We start from the raw sequence: 12,753 nt of genomic DNA, 5'->3' as shown, positions 1-12,753 counted from the left end.
AGCTTCTTTCCCGATTCGTAAGAGCGGAAAAATGTCTTCCCCCTATTATTCACTTTTCAAGAGTATAATCCATGACAGCGAACTTCTTTAATTCCATGGAAATTTGAAACAGACTCTTAGGAACACGTTTCTTGGCATTTCGACGTTTCAACTATATTTTTTACAGGAGTGAGAATACCATGGCATACACGGCTTTGAAACAAATGCAAAATAAAAATGAAGAACTTTTTGGGAAAGGTGTCGGACCGTTGCATCCCGATAGGCACTACGACACAATCGATCCTGGGTTAAAAGCAACGGCTTTAAGATTCTTACATACAAGATGTGAAGGCCTTGGCTTTAATACGGAGATAGACGCACTGGAAACAATAGAGGGCAAGTTCTACGGAACAAGTTTTTTACATAATCAGATCCCATACAATATGCAGATGGATATTAATCGATTGTGCCTGGAACGTGAGTTGGAGAAATTTATCGATTCCGGCGTAGCTGAAGACGCCTACACCATCTATTATTGTTACCTGGAAATATTCTTTGGGCATTATGGTAAATCCAAAAAAATGGTGGAGCTGCTTTCAGAATTTGAAGCCAATGGAAGCTCTCTTCTCATGAAACACCGAGATCATTACTCTCATTCCGTTTATGTGTTTGCACTGGGGCTCGCGATATACGAGTCCAATGCCACGTATCGTTCAAAATTCAAAAGCTTCTATGGCTTTGATACAGATACCGCTAATAAGGATGAAGATCGTAGGGCTGCTTGTTGCTTCCTTGAATGTTGGGGCCTGGCTTCCCTCTTTCATGACATCGGCTATCCCTTTGAGCTCCCTTTTGAGCAAGTGTTGTCATACTTTGAAGTTGGCGGGACAAATCGCGGGAAAGGCAGCCTTTATATTGCCTACCACGATTTGGACGCACTTACACAATTAAGCACAGAAGCAAGCGATCATTTCAAAAAGATCTATGGTCTTGTCTTTGATACCGTGGAAGATCTTTTTGCCTATGATATCTTCAAAAAACTTGGTGCAGCTTATGATTTTACAGAAGAATACATATACAAAAAGATCCATGATAAACCCATTGCGCCGAACTCATTCGGTTACTTCATGGATCATGCCTATTTCAGTGCCACAAGACTCTACCGCGAGATCGAGACTTCCATTGGAATAAACAAGATTAATGAAAAACATGTGGATGCTCTGACTGCAATCCTAATGCATAACAGTCTATTTAAGTTTGCTATTTCTTTTTATAAGAGTGAGAGGAATCATAAAGAACCGCTGCGTATGGAATCACATCCACTGGCATATTTGTTGATGCTTTGCGATGAGCTGCAATGCTGGGACCGCACGGCATATGGGCGAAATTCACGGACGGAACTTCACCCGATGGCAACGAATTTCGATTTCAAGAATAACGCGATCCATGCCATTTACTACTATGATAAAGAAGAGCAGGAAAAAATCGATACCTTCAAGACGGAATACCGCAGATGGGAGGATGACGGCGAAGAGGGAAAAGCTCCCCGATTAAAAGCATACAGCGACATGGCGGAGAAAGAGCAGCGCTTTGCTGCTGACATCGAAAAGATTGTGGATACATCGAACATTTCGCTGACCGTCATTCCGAGCACAAAAGAAGCGGACAGAAAAAACAAGCACACCTATCTTTCCCGCAGCAACTTCCTGCACTTGTATGATTTCGCCGTTGCCCTCAATGCACGGTATTCTTATCAAGGAAGCGAGAAGAATGTAGCAACTTCGGCTCTGGAAAAGGAATTTGAGGCACTGTCGCTCGAATACCAGATTTCCAATATCAATCAGGCGAAAAGTTTTGCACGATATCTTGATGAGCTGGGCTGCTTCTATACGGATAGGCCAGTGGATTATGAGATGATTACCTCTTTTACGGAAAAACAGATGAAGGTTTTTGCTCCGATGGAGCATGAGCGCTGGATCAGGGAGCATATCTCTATGGGATGGATCAGCGGAAATCTGTATGAGACGGCAATGCTTCCGGCTGAATTTCTGAAACGACATGGCGATGAGATAACCGCAAGGAAAGCCCTCCGCGAACAACTGCGAATGCACAAATTGGCGATGGACGGCAAGCCGAAAAGATGGGAAATATTCGCTCACTACGAGGCGCTTCCGGAAGAGGAAAAAAAGAAAGACTTTGAGCCGTTCAACAGCATGCTAAAATTGATAAAAAAGTTCGATGGGCTTCGAATTTACAGGCTGGATTAAACACCTGTGACGCAGGAAAAAGGAGAATCGATATGGCATTTTTTGACAGATTCAAGAGACAGAATAAAACAAATTCAAAAACTGATATAAACATTGTGCCGCAGGCGGAGGAATCTCCCGTACATCTGCAGGAAACTATGATAGATCAGGCACCTGCACAGCCTCGAAAAAATTTGACTGGGGTTCTGAATACGCAGGGGGCAGATTCAAGCCTTGTGCCTTTGGTCGGCAGGATACCGTTTCCTGCGTACAGGGGAAACGAGCCGTATATTTTCATAAGCTATGCGCACGCAGACGCCGACACAGTCTTTCCCATAATCAAACAGTTTTACGATCAGGGTTACCACATCTGGTACGATGAGGGAATCGCGCCGGGGAACGAATGGACGAACGAGATCGCGGATGCGCTTGAAGGAGCCGCAGTTTTCCTGGTGTTCCTGACTCCCGATTCCGAAAAATCAATAAACGTGCGGGATGAAATAAACTTCGCTATCAACGACAACAAACCATTCCTGGGAATTCATCTTAAAGAAACGGATCTTACGGGCGGGCTGAAACTGCGCGTCGGGACAAAGCAGGCGATTCTCAAGTACAACATGTCAGAAGAGGAATTCCTTTATAAATACACATTTGCGTTTGAGCATCTCGGACTTCCCGTGCCTGATGCGATCAAGGCATATAAAGAGCGGTATTCCACCGTAACGGGAGCTGCCGTCGCGGCTGCGGCGGCAAAGGCGCCTGCAGGCAAGGTAGCGCCGGTGACGATTCAGTCAAATAAATACAAGTCGTTAAAGCCGAAGGGAACAGCGTTCATCACAGATGTTAACGGCCGAACATACACGGTTCCTGCGAACAGCATGTTCACAAAAGCAGGCATGGGCATTGCGCAGGGCTTGAAGACCCAAATAGACTCGCATATTGAGCGCTCGATGTTCACTCAGATCAAAAAATTGATCGCCGAAAAACATCCGGATGACAACAATAATTATCACAAGATATTTCATATAACGTATCTGGACGGCAATACTTATGATGTAGATATTCAGACGGCGTCTTCCAGATTGTCTTTCCTGAATGAAAATGAAGTTACTACCATAAACTGGTGCGACGTTGCTGAAATGACGATCAACTGGAAAAAAGAATGTATGGATCGGTGGCCAGGATTTGCAAGAGTCCATCTGAAAAATGGCGATGTGGTAATGATGCCGGATTTCACGTTGATATTTGCGACGAGAAAACAGCCGTCAGCAAACTCAATGAGTTGGAATCAAAATTACCAATGGCCAGAGGGAATAAAAACCGAGCGGGGATACGAAATCCGATTAAGCGAACTGAACTCGATTTCTTTTGGAAATACGATAAGAAAAAAAGACAGCTGGTCGGATGAATGGATCAGCGAGCTGCCGGTAGGTCTTTCATTCAGAGACGGAAGACAGCTTGGTACATTTGCGCTCGTTGATTGGTTGCTGGTGCTTGGGCAGGACGAATTTGGCGTTATCGAACTGAAGCCCGAACAGATTGCGCATATCGATTTTGTTTCTGATATAGCCGAGGAAGTCTATGTGCCAGACGCTCCGCCAAATTCACAGCCTGCAGAACCCGAAACAAAGAGAGTGCCAAAAAATTTGAAAGATAAACATCCTGCAGGCGATTTCGAGCCGAAAGGCACGGCGGTCATTGAACTTAAGGATGGAACAGTTATGACTGGTATCGCCAATTCGTTTGTGCTTAAAGCAACAAGAATGGAAAAGCGCACTATGGGAAACGAGTGCCTTTACACAGGTCTCGACACGCCGGATATTAATAATGATTATAAACTCACCAATATGATGCAGTTCCTCGAAATGAAAAAAATAGAATACAGCAAGGGAAAATTTAAGGTTACGGACTGCGGCGGAGAGATAAGATGGTTCACACTGCCAGTTGAAACGCAGTTCTGGTTTATCTCAGCGGAAAGCCAATATGAACCGTCCAAGATCGACGCAGACAGTATCAGGAGCGTCACATTTGACAGAGGAAATACCCCGGAATTTCCGGTCAAATTCTGTACAGTTTATGCTAAAGAGGGATATTTCAGATCCCCGGTCTGCTTTATCAGCATAAAGAGCGGCTCGCCCCTAGGGATGAAGATTGCGCACGATTTTTCAGCATTCTCTGGATATCCACTGAGGCTTAAGTACCTTGTGCGGCTCAATGTGACCAAGCCCGGAGCAGACGGAAATATGTTCGCGCCGCCGAAAGGAATCGAGCTTACGGCAGAGCTTAACACTGGAGATGATGTGGATTTTATAATGAACGGGTACTTCTCTATAATGGTCATGTCAAGATTCGGCCATATATTGAACCTTTCGAGAAGCTCGTTTCAGGGACTCGAAATGGATACAGAAAACGGAGAAAGAAAAACCTGAAAAACAATCATGAGCGAAAAAGAAGGGCGTCTGTTTCAAATTTCCTAAAGAAGTTCCCTGCCATAGGTTATTCACTTGAAAAGTGAATAACAGGGGGAAAACAGCCGAGAGTATATCAAGACATCTCAGCGACATATGGGGTGTAGATGTGTCAGGCAGTATGATCAGCCGGACCACAGATAAAATCATGCCGGTAGTGCGTGAGTGGCAATCGCGGCTGTTGGAAGAAATATACGCAGTGGCATATCTGGATGCCATCCATGTTTAAAAAAACCCGGAGATCCAATCGCTGGAATTCCGTTTAAATCAGCTCATCAGAACAATAACTGAATCAACCAACAAAACCGTCTTTTTAAAACTGAACGATAAAAACACGGATACAAAAACTGGGAGGCTGATGGGGGTCGAACCCACGACCTCCTGATCCACAGTCAGGCGCTCCGCCATTGAGCTACAGCCTCCGTACAACGGCGAAAATTATACCACACCCCGCGGATCCCGCAAGAAACTCCTGTCAACGCAAAAAAATATGAGATAATGAACCCGGACTATCTGAAAGGATCGACGCCATGCAACGCAAATATCTCCCGCTAATTTTCCTCCTGCTCCTCGCCTTGGGCGCAGGCTGCGCCCCGCTTTACACAACCGATCAGGTCAACGCAACCGTATCCGCAAAGATTAAAGAAGTCGCGGCCTATCAAAAAATCAACGTCACCGTGGAAACCGTCATTCTTAAAGAATATATCGTCGTCACCCCTACGCTCGCGCCGACCGTTCCGCAGCCGCTTCCCTATTCAACGATAACCCCGATCGGCTTCAATCGCTACAAACCTGAGGACATCTTCGCACAGATCGAGCTCAGCGGTTATCAGGTCAGGCAATTCTTCTTCGATCTGCCGAAAGACAGTCTTGGGACCGCAGGAAGATTCGTCTTCGCTGCGACAAACTTCATCGTCGAAGACAACGGCATCCCTTACGAAGGAATTATCTTTAAATTCAACGACGAAGAAAGCCTGCTGACCGCCTACGAACTGCTGGGAAAATCTCCGGTTCAGCCGAACGGCTCGCTTTTCCGTGTCGGGAACTTCCTGATCGAGATGGAAGCGGAAACGATCGGTCCGATCCTTGAAAAGTTCAGCGCGCTGACGGTTCAGTTTCAATAAATATGCTCTGGATAAAAAAATTGGACCGCAGCGGGCGCCGCCTGATATCAGCCGGGTCTCAGATTTCCCTGACAGCCGCTTTCATTGTCTTTTTCGTCGTCCTGCTGAAAACCTCACCGTACCGTCTCCTTCGGCCCTACGAATTTTTCGGAGCGCGAATCGGGATCAGTCCAAGAACGATCGCGGGTGCCAGGCTTCTCCTGATCCCCGGAGAAAAGACGAGAGACAGGATCGCTTTCGAAATGGATCAGCGCCCGGTCACGATTCGAGCATACCTCGATTGTGTCCGCGCAGGAAAATGCAGCCCGCCGCACTATCCCGGCTACTTCCAAAAATACATTCACAATCCATTCTACCGTGCCTTCCCCGTGACCTACGTTTCCGTTTCTCAGGCGCAGACATACTGCGCAGCGCAGGGCGGAACGATTCCCACCGCGGCGCAATGGGAGGACGCGGCCGGAGCGCAGCTGGACAACAGCCGCTACCCCTGGGGAGCGGATCCGCCGACGATCCAGCGCGCGAACTTCGACGGACTTTATCAGGGCCTGATTCCGTCCGGATGGCTCCCTGCCGGAGCGAGCCCATTCGGCGTTCTCGACATGGCCGGAAATATCCGCGAATGGGTCAGCGATACCGTTCCTAACGAAAATCCCGAATGGGGAGACGAGAACCTCCTGAAAGGCGGCGGATCGAGCGATTTCCCGAATCAGCTCGAAATCAGCGCCCGGCAGGTTCACAGCGGCGCATCCGCCGGCTTTAACCGCGGCTTCCGCTGCGTCTACACGCCGCTAAACTCGGACGAAGCCGCGTCGCCGGCCGGAAGCGAAAAATGATCCGAGCCGGCGGCGGCGTCCAGCGGAAGCGTAAACGAAAACAGCGCTCCTTTCCCATCGGTTCGATTCGCGGCCGTCATTTTTCCGCCATGCCCGGTAATAATCGCGTTGCAGATATACAATCCCAGCCCTACGCCCTTCGCCAGCCGCGCGGTCTCTTCCGTTCGATAAAACTTGTCGAACAGGTGCGGAATGTCGCGAGACTGAAGCCCCTCCCCTTCGTCAGAGACGGAAATCCGAACGAACCGGCCGTCGACCGCTCCGCGGACTTCGACCGTCCCTTCCTCCGTATACTTCAATGCGTTCGTCAGCAGGTTCGTTAAAACCTGCTGGATCCGGTCCGGATCGGCGTAAACGCTGGGGAACCGGTCGGGGAAGCTCGTCGTAAGCTGATGACGATTCGTCTGCGACTGCATCCGCCCCGCAACCCGAACGCAGAGATCGCGCAGATTGAATTCAACACGGTTTAATTTCAGCATTCCAGACATCATCCGCGACGCGTCCAGCAGGTCATTAATCAGCTCCGCCAAGCGATCGGCTTCCTCTTCAATCACGCGCAGCGACTCACGCAGCACCTCCTGATCCCATTCTCCGTCCTCGATCAGCATCGTCGACGCATACCCCTTAATCAGCGCCACCGGCGTCTTCAGCTCATGACTGACCGTTGAAATAAACGTATTCTTCAGCGCGTCGGCAGCGCGGAATTTCGAAATATCCTGAACCGACGCGATCATGCTGACAAGATGATTCGTGTTGTTTAAGATAGGAACATATTTAATCGAAACCGGAACCGTTCGCAGCGGTTCGTCCGCAATAATCAGATCGCCTTCAACGGAAAGCTGCGACCTGCCGGTAAAAGGCCAGCCTCCCGCGATTCCTTCCGCGAGCGTCATTCCGCTGACCGTCCCCGTCAGCCGGATCAGCTCGTCATGCGTCTTTCCGATAATCCGTTCCCCGGGCATCTCAAAAATACGCTCAAGTCCAGGATTGACGCGCGTAACAACGCCCCGCGAATCCGTCACGATAATCCCGTCGGTCAGCGCATTCAGAATCGCGTCCGTCTGCACCTTTGCGCGCAGCCGGTCGGTATACAGCGCCGCGTTCCGGACCGCTACCGACGCCTGGCCCGCGAAATCGCGCAGCAACAGCAGGTCGTTCGTCGAGAAATCCGAGGAAAACGTCCGGAAAATAACGATCATTCCCAGCCACACTCCGGAATACATCAGCGGCAGCCCAAGCCCCTCCGCCCCATTAAAATCGGGGTTATTCCGAACCCGGTCGATCAGCAAGTCAATCTCAATCGGGCTGTCCGATCCAGCGAGATCGCCGGTCGGGAAATATTCCAGGTACGTTTCAATATATTTGACCATTCCTCCGGTCATACCGGACGCGGCCTTGACGACCCAGCCCGTCGTCGGGTTATTCAGCGCAATAAACCCGGACGTCCCGGATAAAATCTCGATCGATATCTTTAAAATCTGTCCCAACAGCGTATCTAAATCGAGCTCGCGGGTCATCAGCCGGATCAGCTGCAATAACAGATCGCGTTGGCGAACGCGGATATCCTGAAGCATAGACGTTCTCATCCTTTTTTTTCGATGATAATCCCATTATAATTTACATTGATCGCACAACCGCCGCGCCGTTCGAATTCAGACCGGCGATGAACGTACGTGAAAGGAACAGAAAATGAATCGACTGATCGTGATCATGGACATGAATATCGGTTTCGCGAAAGCCGGCGCGCTTTACAGCCCGCGAACGGAAGCCCTTATCCAACCAATCGCTCATTTCTGCGAAAAAATGAAGCGAACAGGCGCGAAAATTCTCGCGCTGACCGATACTCACGCGCCTTCGGATCATGAATTCACCGTCTTCCCGCCGCATTGTCTTTCCACCAGCGGCGAATCGGAAATCGTCCCCGAATTAGCCCCGCTCTGCGATTGGGTCGTCCCGAAATACACAACCGGCGGTTTCTTCGAGCTCGCCGAGTATCAACGGACAAACCCGATATTTAACTGGGATGACTTCGAAGAAATCTATATTGTCGGCTGCTGCACGGATCTCTGCGTCAATAATTTCGCGATTATCACGCAGAAATTCCTCGAATCGGAATATCATTTCAACCGGATCCGCCGCGTTCCGCATCTCATCCTTCCGCTCCGCCTGATCGAAACGTACGACGCGATCGGGCATGACGCAGACGAAATCAATCAGTTCTACCAGACCCAATATCTCCTGAATGGATTCAAAACAACCAATGATGAACACGCATAAACAAACTTACGATAACCGCAACTTGACGCTGCTCGTCGATTTTTACGAATTGACGATGGGAAACGCTTATTTTGAGCAAGGGATGCGCGATCAGATCGCCGTCTACGACATGTTCTTCCGGAATGTTCCCGACGACGGCGGTTTCGCAATCCTGGCGGGTCTCGAACAGGTCGTCGAATACCTCGCGAATCTGCATTTTACTGAGGCCGACCTGACATATCTGAACGGGCGGGGACTCTTCTCGCCGGAATTTATCGACTACCTGCGGAATTTCAAGTTTGAGTGCGACGTATGGGCGATTCCGGAAGGCACGCCGATTTTTCCCGGCGAACCGATCGTTCGCGTCCGCGGCCCGATTATTCAGGCGCAGCTGATTGAGACGATGGTCCTTCTGACAATCAACCATCAATCCCTGATCGCGACAAAAACGAACCGAATCTGCCGTGCGGCTCAGGGGAGAGCGATCCTCGAATTCGGAACCCGCCGGGCGCAAGGCTTCGACGCGGCGAATTACGGCGCGCGAGCTGCGTACATAGGCGGCGCGAGCGCGACCGCGAATACCTGGGCCGATTCCCGCTTCGGCGTCCCGGCGAACGGAACGATGGCGCATGCCTGGGTCCAATCCTTCGACAGCGAATTTGAAGCTTTCGTCGCCTACGCGAAAACCTACCCGGATCATTGCAACCTGCTCGTCGACACGTTCAGCACACTGAAATCCGGCATTCCGAACGCGATTAAAGTCGCGAAAGAAATTCTCGAACCGATGGGAAAAAGATTGGTCGGGATCCGCCTTGACAGCGGCGACATCGCTTACCTCTCAAAAAAAGCGCGGAGAATGCTCGACGAAGCCGGCTTACAGGATTGCAGAATTTTCGCTTCCAACTCGCTCGACGAACGGATCATTCGATCGCTCCTGATCCAGGACGCAAAAATCGACGTTTTCGGCGTCGGCGAGAAGCTGATTACCGCGGCGAGTTCGCCAGTCTTCGGCGGCGTTTACAAACTCGTCGCGATGATCGAGAAAGACGGGACGATCACGCCGAAAATCAAGCTCTCCGATACCTTCGAAAAAGCTACCACGCCCGGATTCAAAGATGTTTGGCGGCTATACGAAAGCGGGGACCATCATCCGGTCGCCGACGTATTAACGCTGACCGACGAAATAATCGAAGATAACGTTCCCTACGAAATTTTCGATCCGATCGAACCGTCGAAGCGGAAAACCGTCTCCGACTTCTACGCGAAAAAACTTCTTGCCCCGATCTTCGAAAAAGGCGAACTCGTTTATCAGCTCCCCGACCTGGAAACGATTCGCGCCGAATCGGCGCAGAAAATCGCCGAACTCTGGGACGAGGTTAAACGTCTGGAAAATCCGCATGTTTATTATGTCGACCTGTCCCAACGTCTTTGGGATTTGAAAACCGGCATGCTGAACGAAATTCGCTCGCGCGTCCAGAAAATTCAGTAAAACCGTCGATCCCAGAGGATGATAAGGAGAAAATTCATGAAGGAATTCAAAACCGCCGTCATCGGCTGCGGAAAAGTTGGAATGACGCATGCGCAATGTTTCGGGAAGCTCGAATCGAGCCGCCTGAGCGCCGTCTGCGACGTTGACCGCGCGCGCGCGGAAGCGTTCGGCAAGAAATTCGGCGTTCCTGCGTATACCGACGCGACAGCGATGATCCGTGAAAACGGAATCGACGCCGTCGCGGTCTGCACGCCGCATCCGCTCCACGCCGTCCATATCGTCAACGCCGCCAAAAACGGCGCGCACGTTATCAGCGAGAAGCCGTTGGCCGCCTCTTTGCAGGACTGCGATCTGGCGATCGCCGCCTGCGAAAAGGCCGGCGTAAAATTAGGCGTTATCAGCCAGCGCCGCTACTATCCGCCTTTCCTGCGCATGGTCGAAGCGATCCGCGCCGGAAAAATCGGGCGTCCGACCTCCGCGACGCTGGAAGTCATGGGTTGGCGCAGCCCGGAATACTATGAGATGGACTCATGGCGCGGGAAATGGATCGAGGAAGGAGGCGGCGTCATGATCAATCAGACGCCACACCAAATCGACCTGCTCCTGTCGGTTATGGGAGACGTCGACGAATTATTCGGGCTCTGGGATAACTTTAATCATCCGACCGTCGAAATCGAAGACAGCGCCATGGCGCTTATCCGTTTCAAGTCCGGCGCGATCGGGCAGCTTTACGTCTCCAATTCGCAGAAACCCGGGTTGTGGGGGAAGCTCCACGTTCACGGCAGCAACGGAGCGTCGATCGGCGCGCAGATCGAAGGCGGCTCTTCGTTCATTTCAGGAGTCACCGCTAAAGTCGAGCCGCCGTTCAACGATATCTGGACGATTCCCGGCGAAGAAAACCGCCTGCCGGACTGGAAAGCCGAAGACGCCGCTTTTACCGAAACGCACGATCCGATGAGCTACTATCATGAACTGCAGCTGCGCGACTTCCTGGATGCGATCGCGAACGGCCGCGAACCGCTTGTTAACGGAATCGCCGGACGAAAAACTGTCGAACTGATCACCGCGATCTACCGCTCGCAGCGCGACCATCAGGCCATCCGGTTCCCGCTCGCGCCCGAAAGCGGACCTGATTTCGACGGACGGACGAGCCATCCGCTATACTCGCGCACGATCGGCGCGAATTCCTGAGGAGAGAAGCATGAGTGAAATGATGAACGCTTTAGTTCTGACCGAGTACAAAAAACTCGTCTATCGGCAGGTCCCCAAACCAGCGATTCAGGCAAACGAAGTCCTGATCCGCGTGAAAGCCTGCGGAATCTGCGGTTCCGACATTCATGGTTACGACGGCTCAACCGGCCGGCGTCAGCCGCCCGTGATCATGGGACACGAGGCTTCCGGCGTCATTGAAGCCATCGGCGCGAGCGTTGAAGGCTGGGCGGTCGGCGACCGCGTCACCTTCGATTCGACGATCTACTGCAATCGCTGCAGCTACTGCATGCACGGGGCCGTTAATCTCTGCGGCAGCCGCCGCGTCCTTGGCGTTTCCTGCGACGACTATCGGCAGGATGGCGCGTTCGCCGAATATATCGCGGTCCCGGCGCATATTCTCTATAAACTTCCCGACAACGTCACCTTTGCCCAGGCGTCGTTGGTTGAACCGCTTTCGGTCGCGCTGCATGCGGTCAACCTCTGTCCGCGCGAGCTGAACGCGTCGGCAACGGTTATCGGCGCGGGAAAAATCGGGCTTCTAATCATCCAGACGCTCCGCGCCGCGGGATACGGGAAGATCCTCGTCGTCGACCGCAACGCGTTTCATCGGGAACTCGCGCTGCAGATGGGCGCGGACCAGGCGTTCGATTTCGAGCCGGACGCGATCCAGGCGATCCGATCAGAAACGAACGGCGAAGGGACGGATATCGTTCTCGAAGTCGTCGGCGTCGACGAAGCCTTTGACCTGGCGCTCAAGTCAGCGCGGAAAGGCGGGACAATCGTCCTCGTCGGAAATATTACGCCGATCGTAAACTTCCCCATGCAATGGGTCGTTACCCGCCAACTGACGCTGCGCGGCTCCTGCGCGTCCGCCGGCGAGTATCCCGCCTGCCTGGACATGATCGCGCGCGGAACGATCCGACTGGATAAGATTATCAGCGCGACCGCTCCGCTGAAAGACGGCGACGCATGGTTTCAGCGGCTGTACGCCGGCGACGGGGATTATGTCAAGGTCGTGCTGAACCCGTAAAACGCAGACGGGTCTGGAGATAAATGGAACGCTTCGGTTTTCAGCCGTGGGTTCCATTTTTTATTTCATTTCCAATTCCCTTCATCTCGCGTAATCATGCCAGCTTCCACAGATCG

9 protein-coding genes and 1 tRNA gene are annotated in these 12,753 nt (G+C 51.5%); 8 read left to right on the top strand and 2 right to left on the bottom strand.

The features are described 5' to 3' along the window. The first annotated feature begins 179 nt into the window (after positions 1-179). Both BEQ56_06870 and BEQ56_06865 read left to right on the top strand, forming a co-directional pair. Positions 180-2,246: a hypothetical protein gene (locus BEQ56_06870; GenBank protein ID AOH43220.1), complete on the top strand. Its 2,067-nt coding sequence runs from the start codon at positions 180-182 to the stop codon at positions 2,244-2,246. Between the two features lie 32 nt (positions 2,247-2,278). Then, positions 2,279-4,654, top strand: a complete 2,376-nt coding sequence (locus BEQ56_06865) for a hypothetical protein (protein AOH43219.1) — start codon at positions 2,279-2,281, stop codon at positions 4,652-4,654. 387 nt (positions 4,655-5,041) lie between these two features. On the opposite strand, the gene BEQ56_06860 is transcribed toward BEQ56_06865, so the two are convergent. Beyond that, a tRNA-His gene (locus tag BEQ56_06860) sits at positions 5,042-5,115 on the bottom strand. A gap of 108 nt (positions 5,116-5,223) precedes the next feature. Between BEQ56_06860 and BEQ56_06855 the strand changes: the two genes are divergently transcribed. Then, on the top strand, positions 5,224-5,817 hold the full coding sequence (locus BEQ56_06855; protein AOH43218.1) for a hypothetical protein: 594 nt from the start codon (positions 5,224-5,226) through the stop codon (positions 5,815-5,817). 2 nt (positions 5,818-5,819) lie between these two features. Next, on the top strand, positions 5,820-6,650 hold the full coding sequence (locus BEQ56_06850) for a hypothetical protein (protein ID AOH43217.1): 831 nt from the start codon (positions 5,820-5,822) through the stop codon (positions 6,648-6,650). Here BEQ56_06850 and BEQ56_06845 read toward each other — a convergent pair. Then, positions 6,596-8,224 (bottom strand): hypothetical protein, encoded by a 1,629-nt coding sequence (locus BEQ56_06845; protein ID AOH43216.1) that lies wholly within the window; start codon positions 8,222-8,224, stop codon positions 6,596-6,598. The genes BEQ56_06850 and BEQ56_06845 overlap by 55 nt on opposite strands. 115 nt (positions 8,225-8,339) lie before the next feature. Here BEQ56_06845 and BEQ56_06840 point away from each other — a divergent pair, with 115 nt between their 5' ends. Genes BEQ56_06840 through BEQ56_06825 form a run of 4 tightly spaced genes read left to right on the top strand, consistent with a single transcriptional unit; the run spans position 8,340 to position 12,637 of the window. Beyond that, a complete protein-coding gene (locus tag BEQ56_06840; GenBank protein AOH43215.1) occupies positions 8,340-8,927 on the top strand; it encodes a hypothetical protein in 588 nt (195 codons plus the stop codon). Then, positions 8,914-10,395 carry a nicotinate phosphoribosyltransferase gene (locus BEQ56_06835; protein ID AOH44447.1) on the top strand — a complete coding sequence of 494 codons (1,482 nt, stop codon included), beginning with the start codon at positions 8,914-8,916 and terminating at the stop codon, positions 10,393-10,395. The genes BEQ56_06840 and BEQ56_06835 overlap by 14 nt, the downstream gene beginning before the upstream one ends. A gap of 36 nt (positions 10,396-10,431) precedes the next feature. Further along, positions 10,432-11,586, top strand: a complete 1,155-nt coding sequence (locus BEQ56_06830) for an oxidoreductase (protein ID AOH43214.1) — start codon at positions 10,432-10,434, stop codon at positions 11,584-11,586. A 22-nt stretch (positions 11,587-11,608) separates the two neighbouring features. Further along, positions 11,609-12,637 (top strand): galactitol-1-phosphate 5-dehydrogenase, encoded by a 1,029-nt coding sequence (locus tag BEQ56_06825; GenBank protein ID AOH44446.1) that lies wholly within the window; start codon positions 11,609-11,611, stop codon positions 12,635-12,637. The last annotated feature ends 116 nt before the right edge of the window (positions 12,638-12,753 follow it).

The sequence above is a fragment of the Anaerolineaceae bacterium oral taxon 439 genome (assembly GCA_001717545.1).
Taxonomy (GTDB): domain Bacteria; phylum Chloroflexota; class Anaerolineae; order Anaerolineales; family Anaerolineaceae; genus Flexilinea.
Note: the sequence above shows the minus strand (reverse complement) of the source record. Positions and strands in the feature narration are given on the sequence as shown.